Below are 18,539 nucleotides of genomic sequence, written 5' to 3' on the forward strand. Positions count from 1 at the left end.
AGGAGGGGACATAATGAAGATTATTCATACAGCCGATTGGCATTTAGGAAAAATATTAAATGGTCATTCATTTTTAGAAGATCAAAAATACATATTGGAGCAATTTGTTAATGACATTAAGTGTGAGAAACCAGACCTAGTGGTGGTTGCAGGAGATATCTATGATACTTCTTATCCAAATAAAGAAACAGTACATTTAATGGAAGATACCATAGCGACACTAAATTTAGAATTAAACCTTCCTGTGGTAATGATTAGTGGAAATCATGATGGTAAACGTCGATTAAGTTATGGTTCTTCATGGTTTACTCAAAATAATCTCCATATACATACAGAGTTAAATGAATTTTTTAATCCTTTATCTTTTGGAGAAGTTGATATTTATACTCTGCCATTTTTTACTTTAGCGGAAGCGCGAGCCTTTTTGGATCAACCTATAAAAACTTATGAACAAGCAATTTCAATGCTTATGGACCGTATTAAACCACAAATTGATACTCAAAAAATAAATCTTTTAATTGCCCATTTTACAATAAATGGAGCACCTAAGAGTGATTCGGAACGGGACATTACGATAGGTACAATAGAGGCTGTCTCACCATTAGAATTGGATATCTTTCATGCTTGTCTATTAGGACATATTCATCATCCTTTTGCATTTACCTCAAATCATATTTTTTATAGTGGATCGTTATTACAATATTCCTTTTCAGAGGCTAATCAAGCAAAAGGGTATAGAATATTTGAAATTGATAAAGGCACGATTAGACAATATTTTAAAACCTTAACGCCAAAGCGAAAACTTCAAGAAGTTGAAGGTCGTTTTACTGATATTATGAATGGAGATTTTGATAGAACGAGCGACGATCAATACTTCTATTTCAAATTAAAAGACATGGAACATGTTGTCGATCCAATGACAAAAATTAAACAGTTGTATCCTAATACGTTGTCATTAACCCCAGTAAATATTCAAAGAAGCGAAAGTATAAATAAAGGTATTAATGTAAAAAAAATGGAACCCATTGATATTGTTGAACGATTTTATAACGAGATACAAATGACGGATTTAACTGAAAATCAAAGAAAACAAATCCATACAATTATGAATGAGATGGAGGAATTTTAAATGAGACCAATCTCTTTACATTTACAAAATTTTGGACCATTTTTAAATGAAAAGATTGATTTTACAGCTATTCAAGCGAACCAACTTTTTTTAATTAGTGGTAAGACGGGTTCCGGAAAAACGATGATTTTTGATAGTATTGTCTATGCTTTATATGGTAGAGCTTCAACTGAAAAAAGAGAAGTAAAGCAATTAAGAAGCCATTTTGCTGAGGCAAGTGAACCACTTACTGTTGAATTTGAATTTGAAATAAAAAACCATCGATATAAAGTCATTAGAAAAGCGTCTTATTTAAAACCCGGTAATAAAAATGAAACCAAACCAGAATTAGAAATTTATCAATTTGATGGCGAACAATTTGTATTAGAGGAAAGCAAAATTAATGCAGGAGAAAAATACTTATTAGAGTTATTAGGGTTAAAACAACATCAGTTTAGACAATTATTTATTTTGCCTCAAGGAGAATTTAAAACATTTCTATTTTCAAATAGTACTGAAAAACAAACTATTTTACGCACATTATTTAACACCCAACTTTACGATACATTAAAAAATAAGTTAGTGGCTCAAACAGAATCCGTCAAAAAAGAAATTGATATTCAAAATACTAAGGTAGATAGTTTATGGCAAGAATTATATACATTTGACAATGAACTATTAAATGACGCTAAACAACTTCCTGCTATTCAATATAAAAATGTGTTAGCGCATTTGCCAAAATTTGAGGAAATCGGAAATGAACAAGTCTCACTTTTAAATCAACGTAAAATTGATCTAGAAAAGACTGTAGATCATTTACAAAACGAGATATTAATGCAAGAAAAACGTGAAACAAGCGCACAAAAATATAATCAATTAAAGGATTCTTTAACTGAATTAGAATCCCAGAAAGAAGATATTGATTTTTATGAAAAACAACTGCATCTTTTTAATAAAAGTAAACTCGCGTTACGATTGCATGCGGATGTTCGAAAGGAATATGCAAATCAAAAAGAACAGGAAGAAATGATTGATGCTATAGAAGAAAAATTAAAGGTTGATAAACAAAATCTACACGAAACACAACAACAATATGACTCACTAATGACACAACAAGAAGAGGTTCAACAGCTTCAATCATATAATCAACAAACACTCTATTACTATCAAAATATATCGATGTTAAAGGAAAAGTATACCTCTATTAAAGATTTGTCTGAGGCACTTGAAAATTTAACGCAAGACATTAATGAAAATAAAAGTAAATTGAAGGAACTAAAGGAAGAAAAAGGGCAGGATGAACCAGATTATCAAACTGTGAATGTTTTACAACAAGATTTATTCGAAATGCAGTCTTCTTTAAACGAAGCTAAAGATCATCAAAAATATTATGAGCAACGGTGTGAAAATGAAGCACGTCTAGAGGCGCTTAATAACGAGTATAACGACATAAGTGAACAACTCAAAGAAGTAGAAGAAGCATTTCATCAATTTAGTCATAATGAGACAGTTATGATTTCTAATGAAGAAGCTATTGTTCAATTACGACAGCATTTAAAGGAAAACGAATCATGTCCTGTATGTGGGGAAGTGGTTACACATTTACCGAAAGATCAACATTTTGAAGAATTAAAAGCATTAAACGACGAAAATGAACGCTTATTAACCCAAAAGACTGATTTAAAAGAACGTTTAGTAGAAAAACGTTCTCAAATCCAACTCCTCACAAAACAAATTGAAGAAGTAAAAAATTATGTGAATCAAAATGACCGCATTGAATCATTAGAACAAGCGATTAAGCATAAAAAAGATAAAATAAAAACAATACAAGCATCATTAACACAAATAGAGGCTTTAAACGAAAAAATATCAACATTAGAAAAAGAAATCAGTGAGGCCAAGCAAACAAAAACAATTAAAGAAGAAAAATTAAATCACCATAAGGAATTAATTACTGCTTTTAATGAATCTACAGGTTTTGAAACAATTAAGGAATTTAAAAATCAATTTGAATCTAATGAACATCAAATTGAAAATTTTGAAAAGAAAGTACAAAACTTGAAGCAAGAACACCAAAAACACCAAGAAGCAATGACCAAACATGAAATGCAATTACAGCATAATAAAGAGCAGTCTCAAGCACTACAACAAAAAATAACTTCGTTAGAAAAAGAATTAGAGTCAGAGCTTGCTAAATTAGATATCAATAATGTTGAAGCACTTTTAGAGATCAATAAAAATGTAGATCAAGAAGAAAAATTTAAAAATACAATAGAAGATTATTATCAAAAATTACAAATGACTAAAGCAAGTCTAAAAAATGAAGAAGCTGTTTTAAATAGTATTGAAGCTCAAGATTTAGAAGCTTTGATAAACGAAAAAAATAAGTATAAAACGACATATGATGAAGCGGTTAAACAATTTAATCAAGTGGATTTTCAAGTTAATGAAAATAAAATAACGCTTAAAAAGATTGAAGACTTAATTAATCATCTTGAAAACACGATAAATAATCACTTGGAAATGGTCAATTTAGCAAATGTATTATCCGGCAAAAATAGTCAAAATTTAACGTTGGAAAACTATGTATTAATTTATTATCTAGAACGTATTTTGATTGAAGCTAATAAACATTTATTGATGATGACTGGTCAGCGTTACGAATTACATCGTAAAGTGTCAAAAGGAAGAGGTTTCAGTGGATTAGAGATTGAAGTATTTGATTATTACTCCAATCAATCCCGTCATATTGCTTCTTTATCTGGTGGGGAAACGTTTCAAGCGTCTTTAGCATTAGCCTTAGGATTGTGTGAAATTGTTCAAAGAGAACAAGGAGGTATTTCGCTAGATGCGATGTTCATAGATGAAGGCTTTGGTACACTTGATCAGGAAACATTAGAAACAGCTATAGAAACACTAATTCAATTACAATCCAGTGGTAGACTTGTCGGTATTATTTCACATGTCTCAGAGTTAAAAGAACGTATCCCGGTTGTTTTAGAAGTGCATTCAACAAATTATCAAAGTTATACGAGATTAAATAATGATGGTGAAATCATTTAAATGTATAAAAGAACTTCCCGCTGCATCATTAAAAAATAATGATACAGCGGGAAGTTCTAATATATGATTATTGTTTTTCACGAAGTATATCTCGAATTTCAGTTAATAATTCGGTTTGTTCATCAATTTCTTCTTCAGGTTCTGTTGGTTTAATCACTGTATTAGCAATTTTGACAAAAATAAAGAGTGCGAACGCTATAATGATAAAGTCGATAATTGATTGAATAAAAAGACCATATTTAATACCAAACATAGACCAATTTTCTGCAAAATCAACTTCTCCAAATAATAGTCCAATCAGCGGCATAATTATGTTTTCAACTAAAGATGTTACGATCTTATTGAAAGCCGCCCCCATTACTACAGCTATAGCTAATTCTAATACATTTCCTCTTAGTGCAAAATCTTTAAATTCTTGTAACATTGAAACGCTCCTCTAGTTTATTTTCATTGAAGTATACTTATTATATAACAAAATCGATAGAGGACAAACAGAATTTTAAAATTTAAATTCCTTTTTAAATATATAGTGAAATCGAGTTTTTTCAAAGTATATATTTTACTGTTCTGTTTTTTGTGTTTTAAGGTGGCGCTAAAATTAGGTCGTTGATTAACTTATAATATTTTGTTATCGTATAAATGACGATTGTACTTTTAATTGGTGATTGAAGTTATTTTCATTTAGAAATTAAAAGTATGGAATTTGAAAATTTAATAGAAGAAAGGGAGTATGTTATGAGTACGAATACTTCGACCCCAGAGCCAAATGGTAAGAAGTTTTCACCGGTGTTTGTGATTAGCGCAATTATCGTAGCTATAATTGTTGCTATTGGTGTGTTTTTCCCGTCTCAATTTGGAGAATTCACGAACATTATCAAATTGTGGATAACGGATAAATTAGGTTGGTACTATCTTATCTTGACCACAATCATTGTGTTCTTCTGTGTTTTTCTAATTTTCAGTCCAATCGGTAAGTTAAAATTAGGAAGACCAAATGATAAACCCGAATTCAACACTATTTCATGGTTTGCTATGTTATTTAGTGCTGGTATGGGTATTGGTTTAGTTTTCTATGGCGCTGCTGAACCAATTTCACACTTTGCAGCACCACCAAATGCTGAACCTCAAACAACGGAGGCCTTTACTGAATCATTACGTTCTACATTTTTCCATTGGGGCTTCCATGCATGGGCAGTTTATGGTGTCGTTGCATTAGCATTAGCTTATTCTCAATTTAGAAAAGGCGAACCTGGTTTAATTTCTAAAACATTAAGACCTATCCTTGGAGACCATGTTGATGGTGTAGTAGGAACAATCATTGATGTTTTAGCCGTGTTCGCTACTGTTATTGGTGTTGCGGTTTCACTAGGAATGGGAGCGTTACAAATTGCTGGTGGTTTAGAATACTTATTCGGTATTCCAAATACAATCGTGACACAAGCTACAATTATTGTTGTTGTAACAATACTATTTATTCTTAGTGCTTGGTCAGGTCTAAGTAAGGGTATTCAATATTTAAGTAATACAAATATTGGTTTAGGTACCATTTTATTAATTGCTGCTCTTATTGTTGGACCGACTGTATTAATTTTAGATATGTTTACAAGCTCTACAGGTAGCTTATTAAATACGTTCTTATTTAACAGTTTTGATGCTGCCGCTACTAATCCAAGTAAACGTGAATGGATGACAGATTGGACCCTTTATTATTGGGGCTGGTGGATGAGCTGGAGTCCATTCGTAGGTGTATTTATCGCCCGCGTTTCTAAAGGTAGATCAATTCGAGAGTTTATTTCTGGCGTATTATTAGTACCTGTTATTGTAAGTTTCTTATGGTTTAGTGTGTTCGGTGTACTTGGTATCGAAACAGCTAAAAAACATGAACAAATTTTCGATATGACTGCTGAAACACAACTCTTTGGTGTATTTAATGAAATGCCAATGGGTATGGTATTATCTCTTGTTGCATTATTACTGATTGCATCATTCTTTATTACATCAGCCGACTCAGCAACATTCGTATTAGGTATGCAAACAACTAGAGGATCACTTTACCCAAGCTCATTTATTAAAGTAACTTGGGGTATTGCACAATCTCTTATCGCATTCGTATTATTATTATCAGGTGGCGGAGATAGTGCAGAAGGTTTAAATGCACTTCAAAGTGCGGCCATTATTAGTGCGTTACCGTTCTCTATTGTCGTCATAATGATGATGATTAGTTTCTATAAAGATGCGAATAAAGAACGGAAATTCTTAGGACTTACTTTAACGCCAAATAAACATCGATTAAAAGAATATATCGCAAATTCTCAAGGGGATTACGAAGATGAATTAATTTCAAAACGTAAACCTTTAAGAGATGAAGAAAAATAAAGTTTTTTAACCTAGGGCAATCATGTCCTAGGTTTTTTTATGTTTAACTTAAGAGCGTAAATGACTGACTGAAAATCATTCTCAATTAATAAAATATACTTATTACACTTCAAGTTAGTGATTACTTTTACTTATAGTTACTAATTATAAACTTGAAACTGTAAAGTGCCTATTTTCTCTTCTATTCAGTTGTATTAATCACATGTTAATAATACAATTAATATAAAGGCATAGAATTATATCAGGGGGGATATTGAATGACTTCGAATTTAAAAGAACAAACGAAAAAGTCACTTCAAGTTAATGGTAAAGAATTAACATATTATGATTTGAATACATTAGAAGAACAAGGCTTAACTAAAGTAAGTCGTTTACCTTATTCAATTCGTGTGTTATTAGAATCTGTTTTACGTCAAGAAGACGGTCACGTGATTACAGATGATCACATTAAAGCATTATCTACGTTTGGTAAAGAAAATGAAAAAGGTGAAGTACCATTCAAACCATCACGTGTTATCTTACAAGACTTTACAGGTGTGCCAGCTGTTGTAGATTTGGCTTCATTACGTAAAGCTATGGATGATGTGGGTGGCGATTTATCAAAAATCAACCCAGAAGTACCAGTGGACTTAGTCATTGACCACTCAGTACAAGTAGATAGTTATGCGAATCCTGAAGCGTTAGAACGTAACATGAAATTAGAATTCGAACGTAACTATGAACGTTACCAATTCTTAAATTGGGCAACAAAAGCATTTGATAACTACAATGCTGTACCACCTGCAACGGGTATCGTGCACCAAGTTAACTTAGAATATCTTGCTAATGTAGTGCATGTACGTGAAGAAGATGGGGAAAACGTTGCGTTCCCAGATACATTAGTAGGTACTGACTCTCATACTACAATGATTAATGGCCTTGGCGTATTAGGCTGGGGTGTTGGTGGTATTGAAGCCGAAGCTGGTATGTTAGGTCAACCATCTTATTTCCCAATCCCAGAGGTAATTGGCGTACGTTTAACTAATGAATTACCACAAGGGGCAACTGCCACTGATTTAGCTTTACGTGTGACAGAATTGTTACGTAAAAAAGGCGTAGTTGGTAAGTTCGTGGAATTCTTTGGCCCAGGTGTTGATAGTTTACCACTAGCTGACCGAGCTACAATTGCAAATATGGCACCTGAATATGGTGCAACATGTGGTTTCTTCCCAGTAGACGATGAAACACTAAAATATTTACGTTTAACAGGACGTACAGAAGAACATATTGAAACAGTTGAACAATACTTAAAAGCGAACCATTTATTCTTTGATGTTTCTGAAGAACCAAACTACACAGATGTCGTTGATTTAGATTTATCAACAGTTGAAGCTTCTTTATCAGGTCCTAAACGTCCACAAGATTTAATTTTCTTAAGTGACATGAAAGAAGAATTTGAAAAATCAGTGACTGCACCAGCTGGTAACCAAGGTCACGGTTTAGACGAAAGTGAATTTGATAAAAAAGCAACAGTAACATTTAAAGATGGTTCAACAACTGAAATGAAAACAGGTGATATTGCGATTGCAGCCATCACATCTTGTACAAATACTTCTAACCCATACGTTATGTTAGGTGCAGGATTATTAGCTAAAAACGCAGTAGAAAAAGGATTAGAAGTACCTGAATATGTAAAAACATCACTTGCACCAGGTTCAAAAGTTGTAACTGGATATTTACGTGATGCAGGTTTACAACCTTACTTAGATCAATTAGGATTCAACCTTGTTGGTTATGGTTGTACAACATGTATTGGTAACTCAGGTCCATTATTAGAAGAAATTGAAACAGCTATCGCTAATGAAGATTTACTTGTTACATCTGTCTTATCAGGTAACCGTAACTTTGAAGGACGTATCCATCCACTAGTTAAAGCAAATTACCTTGCTTCTCCACAACTTGTTGTAGCATACGCTTTAGCTGGTACGGTAGATATTGATCTTCAAAATGAATCATTAGGTAAAGGTAAAGACGGTGAAGATGTATACTTAAAAGATATTTGGCCAACAATCAAAGAAGTGGCTGATACAGTAGAAAATACAGTAACACCTGAACTATTTAAAGAAGAGTATAAGAGTGTTTATGATAATAATGAATTATGGAATGAAATTGATACGACAGATCAACCATTATACAATTTCGATGATAATTCAACATATATTCAAAATCCTACATTCTTCCAAGGTTTATCTAAAGAGCCAGGCACAATTCAACCATTAACTGACTTACGTGTCATGGGTAAATTCGGTGACTCAGTTACAACTGACCATATTTCACCAGCAGGCGCAATTGGTAAAGATACACCAGCAGGTAAGTATCTACTAGATAACGGTGTGTCTCCTCGTGACTTTAACTCTTATGGTTCTAGACGTGGTAACCATGAAGTAATGGTACGTGGTACATTCGCAAATATCCGTATTAAAAATCAATTAGCACCAGGCACTGAAGGCGGGTTTACAACTTACTGGCCTACAGGAGAAGTAATGCCAATTTTTGATGCTGCAATGAAATATAAAGAAGATGGTACAGGATTAGTTGTATTAGCAGGTCATGACTATGGTATGGGATCTTCTCGTGACTGGGCTGCTAAAGGTACTAACTTATTAGGTGTCAAAACAGTTATTGCTCAAAGTTATGAACGTATTCACCGTTCAAACCTTGTGATGATGGGTGTATTACCATTACAATTCCTAGAAGGTGATTCAGCAGATTCACTAGGATTAGATGGTAAAGAACATTTCGCAGTAGACATTGATGAATCAGTTCAACCTGGTGATACGGTCAATGTGACAGCAACTAAAGAAGATGGCTCTACTGTGTCATTTGAAGCGAAAGCACGTTTCGACTCAAATGTAGAAATTGACTATTATCGTCATGGCGGTATTTTACAATTAGTATTACGTAAAAAACTTGCTTAATATTATTGAAAGATATGAAATAGAAGATTAATTATAAGAGTAAGGTATGAATCAAAGCAGAAGTGATTTGATTCTATCTTACTCTTCTTTTTTGTTACAATAATACTGTCATTAACGTTTTAGGAAAGAAGGTAAAAAATGATTTATGCATTAACAGAAATTGAGAGTAGATACCAAGAAACAGACCAAATGGCTGTGATTTATCATGGGAACTATGCGACATGGTTTGAAGTAGCTAGAACAGATTATATACGCAAACTCGGCTTAGATTATGCTGAAATGGAAAAAGCAGGCATCGTTTCTCCAGTGGTCTCTCTTCAAATTGATTATAAAAAAAGCATTAAATATCCTGAAAAAGTAACTGTAAAAACTTGGGTTTCTAAATTTTCAAAGATACGTACACGTTATCAATATGAGGTGTATAACGAGGCAGGAGAGTTAGCGACTGTAGGATATACGGATAATGTACTCGTTGATCAAACAACTCAAAAACCGGTTCGTTTAGATAAAGCCTTTCCAAATTGGTATGATATCTATCAAGATGTATATGAACGTAATCAAAATGGTGAAACGTTAGAAGTAGGAAAATAATTATCAATTAACACACAAAAAATCCTGATGGCGATTGGCAACGACATGAATGTTTCCAATTCCATCAGGATGTGTAAAGTCTTTATTTTTCTTCAGCTTGATAGATAATTTCATCGTCATTTACGTCAACTTCAAGGACGTGATCTTCATAATACCACATATCTTTTTCTGCTACGACTACTGTTAAACCATCAAATTTTGTTTCATATCCAATTTCATCTATATCACTTACGAATTCTACATTAAAAGCTGGGCTAAATCCTTGTTTGAGTTCGAATTCACCGCCATAGCGTACATAAAATTGTAAAACCTTGCCATCTTCTGGTAAATCCAATTCCTCTTTAAACCATTGTATCGCGTTATCTGTAAATTTGATTTGCATTATTTTAGCTCCTCTCGTAACAAGTGTGTGTTCTATTGTAATAGGTAAAAACAATATTTGAAACCGTTATGATCACATCCACTTTATTTTAGGTTCAGTGCCTTTAACAATACGCTTAATATTACTAGAGTGGCGATATATTAAAAGTATCGTAACGATCACACTTACAATTAATAAGATATAATCGTGTACAAATAATGAACCAACGCAACAACTGATGGCAGCGATAATACTAGATAATGATACGTATTTTGTTAAATATAAAATGACAAAAAATACACCTATCAGAATAACAAATAAAAGAGGATTGACACCTAATAATACGCCAGCACTCGTTGCGACAGCTTTACCACCTTTAAATTTAAGGTATATTGGATAGACATGACCAATAATAGCAAAAATCCCAATTAATAATCCTGGGACATTAACATCAAATAACATTGGTAAGAATACAACGATGAATCCTTTAAAAATATCTAAAAAAGTAACGACAAAGCCTGCTGGTTTACCTAAAACTCGAAAACTATTTGTCGCTCCCGTATTTCCGCTTCCATGCTCTCTAATATCAATTTTATAAAACAATTTTCCGATTAGGACACCACTGGGTATGGATCCAATCAAGTAACTTATAACGATGAGTATTGCAATCATCATCTTCACTCACATCCCTTTTAGAACCTGCTACTATTTTATCATAATTTTTTTATTGGAGGTATTGATATATGAAGTTAAAGTGCAATGTGTTGTTGTAGATTATAAACACGAGAGATACATATTCTTGTTCATTAAATTGTCAAATGATAATGGTTAAAGGATATTTAAATACTAGCGATTTAGTATTAGTGCTTGCATTTTTGTGTATTTTATATAAGAATATCTATTGTATAGTTTTAAGAACGAACGTATGTTTGTAGGAGGGGAAAGAAGTGTCAACATCAAATAGTTATAACTACTCGGATGATTCTATTCAGGTATTAGAAGGGCTTGAAGCGGTTAGAAAACGTCCGGGTATGTACATAGGTTCTACAGATAAACGTGGATTACACCATTTAGTTTATGAGATCGTTGATAATTCTGTGGATGAAATATTAAATGGTTACGGTAATGAGATAAAGGTTACAATCAATAAAGATGAGAGCATTACTATTGCCGATAATGGACGTGGTATGCCAACAGGAACACACCAGTCTGGTAAACCCACGGTAGAAGTCATCTTCACTGTTTTACACGCAGGTGGTAAGTTTGGTCAAGGTGGCTATAAAACATCAGGTGGTTTACATGGTGTAGGTGCCTCTGTAGTGAACGCATTAAGTGAATGGTTAGTAGTTGAAATTCATAGAGATGGTTACAAATATGAACAACAATTCGCCCATGGTGGGGTACCTCAAACGAAACTCGTTCAAAAAGGCAAAACATCAAAACGAGGGACACGAGTGACATTCAAACCAGACCCTGACATTTTTAAAAGTACAACTTCTTTTCAATTTGATACACTTAGTGAACGACTACAAGAATCTGCCTTTTTATTACAAAACTTAAAAATTATTTTAGAAGACAAACGTGCTGGAAAAGAACGTACTGAAACGTATCATTATGAAGAAGGCATTAAGGCTTTTGTTAGCTATGTTAATGAAGGTAAAGAAGTATTACATGATGTGGCCCTTTTTCAAGGTGAGTCAAATGATATTGAAGTTGATGTCTCATTCCAATATAACGATCAATATTCTGAGAGTATTATGAGTTTCGTTAATAATGTTCGTACAAAAGATGGCGGCACACATGAAGTAGGTTTTAAAACGGCAATGACACGTGTCTTTAACGATTACGCACGACGTATTGGTGATTTAAAAGCTAAGGATAAAAATCTTGAAGGTAACGATATAAGAGAAGGTTTGACAGCCATTATTTCGGTGCGAATTCCTGAAGAATTATTACAATTTGAAGGACAAACGAAATCCAAATTAGGGACACCAGAGGCGAGAAGCGCTGTGGAATCAGTCGTTTCTGATAAGTTACCTTACTATTTAGAAGAAAAAGGCCAGTTATCTAAAACATTAGTGAAAAAAGCGGTCAAAGCGCAACAAGCTCGTGAAGCAGCACGAAAAGCTAGAGAAGATGCGCGTTCAGGTAAGAAAAATAAACGTAAGGACACGTTGCTTTCTGGAAAACTCACACCTGCTCAAAGTAAAAACACTGAAAAAAATGAGCTTTACTTAGTCGAAGGTGATTCAGCAGGAGGTTCAGCTAAGTTAGGACGTGACCGAAAGTTTCAAGCCATTTTACCATTGAGAGGTAAGGTTATTAATACAGAAAAAGCTAAGTTAGAGGATATCTTTAAAAACGAGGAAATTAATACGATTATTCATACTATTGGTGCTGGCGTTGGTAATGACTTTAAGATAGAAGATAGTAATTATAACCGTATTATTATCATGACTGACGCAGATACCGATGGTGCACACATTCAAGTGTTACTGTTAACATTCTTCTTTAAATATATGCGTCCACTTGTGGCTGAAGGCAGAGTATTTATAGCATTGCCACCACTTTATAAGTTAGAAAAAGGTAAAGGTAAGCAAAAGAAAGTAGAATACGCGTGGACGGATGAAGAGCTTGAAAAATTACAAAAACAATTTGGAAAAGGGTTTACTTTACAACGTTATAAAGGTTTAGGTGAGATGAACCCGGATCAGTTATGGGAGACAACGATGAATCCAGAGACACGTACATTAATACGTGTTCAAATAGAAGATGAAGTTCGTTCTTCTAAACGTGTGTCTACACTTATGGGCGATAAGGTTGCGCCGCGTCGTGAGTGGATTGAACGTCACGTACAATTTGGTATGCAAGAAGATCAAAGTATTTTAGAAAATGAAGAGATTCAGATATTAGATGATGATGTAATGGAAGAGGAGGATGTATAATGAGTGAAATCATCCAAAATTTACCATTAGAAGATGTGATAGGCGATCGATTTGGTCGATATAGTAAATACATTATTCAAGAACGTGCACTACCTGACGTAAGAGATGGGTTAAAGCCTGTTCAACGTCGTATTCTGTTTTCGATGTACTCTAATGGAAATACGTATGATAAAAACTTTCGTAAGAGTGCTAAAACAGTTGGGGATGTGATTGGACAGTTACATCCTCATGGTGATTCTTCAGTCTATGATGCAATGGTAAGATTGAGTCAAGAATGGAAATTGCGCCATGTTCTTGTCGAAATGCATGGGAATAACGGAAGTATCGATAACGATCCACCTGCTGCAATGCGTTATACAGAAGCTAAGTTAAGCTTGTTATCGGAACAGTTATTACGTGATTTAAATAAAGATACAGTGGACTATGTGCCTAATTATGACGATACTGAAATGGAGCCGATGGTATTACCTGCTCGCTTTCCTAATTTATTAGTGAATGGTTCTACTGGTATATCAGCAGGTTATGCGACAGATATTCCACCCCACAATTTATCAGAAGTTATTACAGCGACATTGAAATATATCGATAATCCTAATCTTTCAGTGAAACAGTTGATGAAATATATCAAAGGGCCAGATTTTCCTACTGGCGGTATCGTACAGGGTATTGATGGTATTCAAAAAGCATATGAAACTGGTAAAGGTAAAGTTGTGATTCGTGCTAAAACAGAAGAGGAATCATTAAGAAATGGACGCAGTCAAATCATCATTACAGAGGTTCCTTATGAAGTGAACAAGAGTGCGCTTGTTAAAAAAATAGATGAACTTAGAGCTGATAAAAAAGTAGATGGTATTGTTGAAGTACGAGATGAAACAGATCGAAGCGGCTTACGTATTGCGATTGAAGTTAAAAAAGATGTTAATACGGAATCTATTTTAAACTACCTATTTAAAAATACAGATCTTCAAGTGACGTATAATTTTAATATGGTAGCTATTAGTGAGGGTCGCCCAAAACTTATGGGGATCCAAACGATTATTGATAATTATATTGATCACCAAATAGAAGTAGTGACACGTCGTACAAAATACGATTTAAACAATGCTGAAGAGCGCATGCATATCGTCGAAGGTCTGATGAAAGCACTGTCTGTTTTAGACGAAGTCATCGCGACTATTCGCCAATCCAAAAACAAACGTGATGCTAAAGATAATTTAGTTGAACAATTTGATTTTACTGAAAAACAAGCAGAAGCTATCGTGATGTTACAACTGTATCGATTAACCAATACGGACATTGTGGCACTTCAAGAAGAACATGAAGCGTTGAAAAATCAAATTGAACACTATCGACACATTTTAGATCATCATCCAGCTTTATTAGAAGTGATCAAAGAGGAATTAAAAGAGATTAAAAAACAATTTAAATCACCGCGTTTATCAACAATTGAAGCGGAAATTCAAGAAATTAAAATTGATAAAGATGTGATTGTACCAAGCGAAACAGTGGTACTTAGTCTAACACGTGAAGGTTATATTAAACGTACATCTTTACGAAGTTTTAATGCTAGTGGTAAAGAAGAGCTTGGCCTTAAAGAAAATGACCACGTATTAACAATTTCGGAAGTAAATACTCAAGATACCGCTTTAGTATTTACAAATAAAGGACGTTATCTTTATATTCCGGTCCATAAATTAGCGGATATCAAGTGGAAAGATTTAGGTCAACATATTTCACAACTTGTACCTATCGAAGAAAACGAACATGTGATTGAATGTATCGTGGTTAATCGCTTTACAGAAGAAGATGCGATTATTACAGCAACCCGTCAAGGTATGATTAAGAAAAGTTTACTCTCTACGTTCAAATCGACTCGTATCAATAAACCTTTAGTGGCTATGAAGGTTAAGCCGGAAGATGAGCTTGTCTCAGTGATGATGTTACACAAAGAAGATACAACATCTATGATTACATTATTAACGCACAAAGGGATGTCTTTAACTTATCCACCAACTGAGCTACCTGATACTGGTTTACGCGCGATGGGTGTTAAAGCAATCAACCTTAAAGAAGATGATGGAGTCGCTATGGTTAATTTGATTCAACCTGAGGATTCACTGTTAATTGTGACACAAAGAGGTGCTTTAAAACGTATTGGTTATGATGTGTTACAAATTGCTAAACGTGCACAAAGAGGGATTACTTTATTGAAAGAGCTAAAAAAACAACCTCATCGTGTGGTGACAGCTAAAGTTTGTCGTGGTGATGAAACATCATTACGTTATATTATCATCTCTGATGCACACCAACATGAAGGTTTAGTAAGTGATATTCATCTATCTGAACAGTATACAAACGGCAGTTTTGTAGTAGATATTAATGAATTTGGAAAAATACAAGATTTATTCATTGATCAAATAAGTCATTAATTACAAAAAGATGTGATATCAGCTTGCGTTAAAGTAAGTTGTTATCATGTCTTTTTTACTTTAAAAACATAAAGATTTAAAAATAAATAGTCAGGATAGTTTAACAATGATAAAATAAGACTAGTTGTTTTTACATAGAGACATAAGGAAATTAATTTAATAGTAAAGAGGGATTAATGTGAGAGATTTTGATAATTTAATTCCGGAATGGTTTAAATCATTTATCCAAGTAGGTAATGATTTGATTTGGTCGCAGTATTTAATTGGTTTACTGCTGACAGCGGGTTTTTTCTTTACGATTAGTTCGAAATTCGTACAAATCCGATGGTTACCTGAAATGTTTAAAGCCCTTACAGAAAAACCGGAAACGTTAGATTCAGGAGAAAAGGGGATATCTCCATTTCAAGCATTCGCAATTAGTGCAGGTTCACGTGTAGGTACTGGTAATATTGCTGGTGTGGCTACAGCCATTGTATTAGGTGGACCTGGGGCTGTATTTTGGATGTGGATCATTGCTATTATTGGTGCAGCAAGTGCCTTTATTGAAGCAACATTAGCACAAGTATATAAGGTACCTGATAAAGAAGGTGGCTTCCGCGGAGGTCCTGCCTACTACATTTTAAAAGGATTAAATCAGCGTTGGTTAGGTACGTTATTTGCGATTCTTATTACTATTACGTTTGCATTCGTCTTTAACACAGTTCAATCCAATACGATAGCAGAGTCTTTAAATACTCAATATAGTATTGATCCTATCGTTACGGGTATTGTGCTTGCAGTCATTACAGGTATTGTGATTTTCGGCGGCGTTCGTAGTATTGCAAAATTATCGTCTACGATTGTGCCAGTTATGGCAATCATTTATATTTTAATGATTTTAGGAATACTTTTATTCCACTTCGATCAAATTATACCAATGATTTCAACAATTATTAAGAGTGCATTTGGATTTGAACAAGCTACAAGTGGTGCAGTAGGTTTCGCAGTGTTACAAGGTATTAAACGTGGTCTATTTTCAAATGAAGCAGGAATGGGTTCTGCACCAAACGCAGCCGCTACTGCTGCAGTATCGCACCCTGTTAAACAAGGATTAATTCAATCTTTAGGTGTATTTTTTGATACCATCTTAGTATGTACTGCAACGGCTATTATGATCTTATTATATTCAGGATTAGAATTTGGTGAAAATGCGACACAAGGTGTAGCGGTTACGCAATCAGCATTAAATGAACACATTGGTAGTGTTGGCGGCATTTTCTTAACAGTCGCTATCGCCTTATTTGCTTTTTCATCAGTCATTGGTAACTATTATTATGGACAAGCAAATATCGAATTTTTATCAAAAAATAAAGTGGTATTATTTATCTTCCGTTGTTTAGTGGTTGTACTTGTCTTTGTGGGTGCAGTGATTAAAACAGAAACGGTTTGGAGTACAGCAGACGTATTCATGGGATTAATGGCTATTGTTAATATTGTCGCTATTATCGGCCTATCAAATATTGCGTTTGCAGTGATGAAAGATTATCAACGTCAACGTAAAGAAGGAAAACGCCCGGTCTTTCGTCCGGAAGATCTCGAAATTAATTTATTTGGCATCGAATGTTGGGGTAATCCCTCAAAACAATTAAAGAATTATGATAAATTTTAAGCATTATACTTTTAAGGCTAAGACATTTTAAGGTGTCTTAGCCTTATTTTTATCTATATTATCGTATTGTCAAAGAATACTTCTTTTTTGGCTTTTCTTATGATGTGATGCCGTATATACTATGAACATGAAAGTTAGTGGAGTCGATAAACAATGAAAGAATATAAAATAACAAAAATTCTCAACAACAATGTCATTATATGTGAACCTCATCACGCAGAAGTCGTCGTGATTGGTAAGGGTTTAGGTTTTAATAAAAAAGCAGGCATGACACTTCATAACCCAGAAATGATTGAAAAAGTGTTCACGTTAGAAAATAAAGTAGAACAAGATCATTATAAACAGCTTGTCGCTCAAACAGATGAGCATGTTTTACGTGCTGTCATTGATTCAGTACAAATGATATTAACGCATGTTGGTTTAAACGGAAACGAATCATTCATTGTGGCATTAACAGACCATTTAATCTTTGCAATTAAGCGTTTAAAAAATAATCAATTTATTCCGAATCCTTTTTTAAGTGAAACACAATTTAGTTATCCAGACGCATACAAAATTGCTAAAAGGGTAGTGAATCGTATTAACAATGTATTAAATATTTCATTTCCAGAGGATGAAGTTGGGTTTATTACGTTGCATATCTCTTCATTTCTTAACAATCACACGATAAAAGATACACAAAAAGTACCTGAATTAATTCAAAAGTTAATCCAGTTAATCGAACATGATTTTAATATACATGTTTCTACAGAATCGATACAGTATCAACGTTTTATTAGACATATTCATTTCTTGCTAGAACGTTTAAAAAAGGACGAGCATACAACGATGGATGTGAATTTTGAAACATTGTTAAAAGCGCAATATCCTATTTGTTATAATGTGGCTGTAAAGGGAAGTAAAGTAATTCAGTCGTTATTTAATATTGCGTTAACAAATGCAGAAGTTGCATATTTGACATTACATATTTATCATCTTGTATTAGTATCACAAAAATTAACGTGATACACTTACGTTATTACGCATGTAATGTGCTTTTTATAAGTGTTTCAATGAAAGAA

12 protein-coding genes are annotated in these 18,539 nt (G+C 33.6%); 9 read left to right on the forward strand and 3 right to left on the reverse strand.

From position 1 onward, the window contains the following. Positions 1-13 precede the first annotated feature (13 nt). Positions 14-1,129 carry an exonuclease subunit SbcD gene (sbcD, locus tag ACEE93_RS03880; RefSeq protein WP_449154980.1) on the forward strand — a complete coding sequence of 372 codons (1,116 nt, stop codon included), beginning with the start codon at positions 14-16 and terminating at the stop codon, positions 1,127-1,129. Then, entirely contained in the window at positions 1,130-4,171 is a 3,042-nt protein-coding gene (gene sbcC / locus ACEE93_RS03885) for an exonuclease subunit SbcC (RefSeq protein ID WP_449154981.1), read from the forward strand. A 67-nt stretch (positions 4,172-4,238) separates the two neighbouring features. Here sbcC and mscL read toward each other — a convergent pair whose 3' ends face one another. Further along, positions 4,239-4,595 carry a large conductance mechanosensitive channel protein MscL gene (gene mscL, locus ACEE93_RS03890; protein WP_449154982.1) on the reverse strand — a complete coding sequence of 119 codons (357 nt, stop codon included), beginning with the start codon at positions 4,593-4,595 and terminating at the stop codon, positions 4,239-4,241. Between the two features lie 311 nt (positions 4,596-4,906). Between mscL and ACEE93_RS03895 the strand changes: the two genes are divergently transcribed. From ACEE93_RS03895 to menI, 3 genes are all read left to right on the forward strand, one after another. Continuing rightward, positions 4,907-6,547: a BCCT family transporter gene (locus ACEE93_RS03895; RefSeq protein ID WP_449154983.1), complete on the forward strand. Its 1,641-nt coding sequence runs from the start codon at positions 4,907-4,909 to the stop codon at positions 6,545-6,547. A 257-nt stretch (positions 6,548-6,804) separates the two neighbouring features. Next, positions 6,805-9,504, forward strand: coding sequence for an aconitate hydratase AcnA (gene acnA, locus ACEE93_RS03900; RefSeq protein WP_449154984.1), 2,700 nt, complete (start codon positions 6,805-6,807; stop codon positions 9,502-9,504). 138 nt (positions 9,505-9,642) lie between these two features. Next, positions 9,643-10,095: a 1,4-dihydroxy-2-naphthoyl-CoA hydrolase MenI gene (menI, locus tag ACEE93_RS03905; protein ID WP_449154985.1), complete on the forward strand. Its 453-nt coding sequence runs from the start codon at positions 9,643-9,645 to the stop codon at positions 10,093-10,095. Between the two features lie 82 nt (positions 10,096-10,177). Here menI and ACEE93_RS03910 read toward each other — a convergent pair whose 3' ends face one another. Then, entirely contained in the window at positions 10,178-10,477 is a 300-nt protein-coding gene (locus tag ACEE93_RS03910) for a HesB/YadR/YfhF family protein (RefSeq protein ID WP_449154986.1), read from the reverse strand. Between the two features lie 72 nt (positions 10,478-10,549). After that, positions 10,550-11,131 (reverse strand): glycerol-3-phosphate 1-O-acyltransferase PlsY, encoded by a 582-nt coding sequence (plsY, locus tag ACEE93_RS03915; RefSeq protein ID WP_449154987.1) that lies wholly within the window; start codon positions 11,129-11,131, stop codon positions 10,550-10,552. A 272-nt stretch (positions 11,132-11,403) separates the two neighbouring features. Between plsY and parE the strand changes: the two genes are divergently transcribed. From parE to glcT, 4 genes are all read left to right on the forward strand, one after another. Continuing rightward, positions 11,404-13,401: a DNA topoisomerase IV subunit B gene (gene parE, locus ACEE93_RS03920; protein ID WP_449154988.1), complete on the forward strand. Its 1,998-nt coding sequence runs from the start codon at positions 11,404-11,406 to the stop codon at positions 13,399-13,401. After that, complete coding sequence (gene parC, locus ACEE93_RS03925) at positions 13,401-15,830, forward strand: DNA topoisomerase IV subunit A (RefSeq protein WP_449154989.1); 2,430 nt, start codon at positions 13,401-13,403, stop codon at positions 15,828-15,830. The genes parE and parC overlap by 1 nt, the downstream gene beginning before the upstream one ends. A gap of 178 nt (positions 15,831-16,008) precedes the next feature. Beyond that, positions 16,009-17,478, forward strand: a complete 1,470-nt coding sequence (locus ACEE93_RS03930) for an alanine/glycine:cation symporter family protein (protein ID WP_449154990.1) — start codon at positions 16,009-16,011, stop codon at positions 17,476-17,478. Positions 17,479-17,631: 153 nt separating this feature from the next. Then, on the forward strand, positions 17,632-18,483 hold the full coding sequence (glcT, locus tag ACEE93_RS03935) for a glucose PTS transporter transcription antiterminator GlcT (RefSeq protein WP_449156404.1): 852 nt from the start codon (positions 17,632-17,634) through the stop codon (positions 18,481-18,483). Positions 18,484-18,539: the final 56 nt, after the last annotated feature.

The sequence above is a fragment of the Staphylococcus sp. 11262D007BW genome (assembly GCF_053547815.1).

What these genes read in the sequence shown, in the direction of transcription:
- sbcD (WP_449154980.1), top strand. Translation starts at nt 14, where the DNA reads ATGAAGATTATTCATACAGCCGATTGGCATTTAGGAAAAATATTAAAT.
- sbcC (WP_449154981.1), top strand. Translation starts at nt 1,130, where the DNA reads ATGAGACCAATCTCTTTACATTTACAAAATTTTGGACCATTTTTAAAT.
- mscL (WP_449154982.1), bottom strand. Translation starts at nt 4,595, where the DNA reads ATGTTACAAGAATTTAAAGATTTTGCACTAAGAGGAAATGTATTAGAA.
- ACEE93_RS03895 (WP_449154983.1), top strand. Translation starts at nt 4,907, where the DNA reads ATGAGTACGAATACTTCGACCCCAGAGCCAAATGGTAAGAAGTTTTCA.
- acnA (WP_449154984.1), top strand. Translation starts at nt 6,805, where the DNA reads ATGACTTCGAATTTAAAAGAACAAACGAAAAAGTCACTTCAAGTTAAT.
- menI (WP_449154985.1), top strand. Translation starts at nt 9,643, where the DNA reads ATGATTTATGCATTAACAGAAATTGAGAGTAGATACCAAGAAACAGAC.
- ACEE93_RS03910 (WP_449154986.1), bottom strand. Translation starts at nt 10,477, where the DNA reads ATGCAAATCAAATTTACAGATAACGCGATACAATGGTTTAAAGAGGAA.
- plsY (WP_449154987.1), bottom strand. Translation starts at nt 11,131, where the DNA reads ATGATGATTGCAATACTCATCGTTATAAGTTACTTGATTGGATCCATA.
- parC (WP_449154989.1), top strand. Translation starts at nt 13,401, where the DNA reads ATGAGTGAAATCATCCAAAATTTACCATTAGAAGATGTGATAGGCGAT.
- glcT (WP_449156404.1), top strand. Translation starts at nt 17,632, where the DNA reads ATGAAAGAATATAAAATAACAAAAATTCTCAACAACAATGTCATTATA.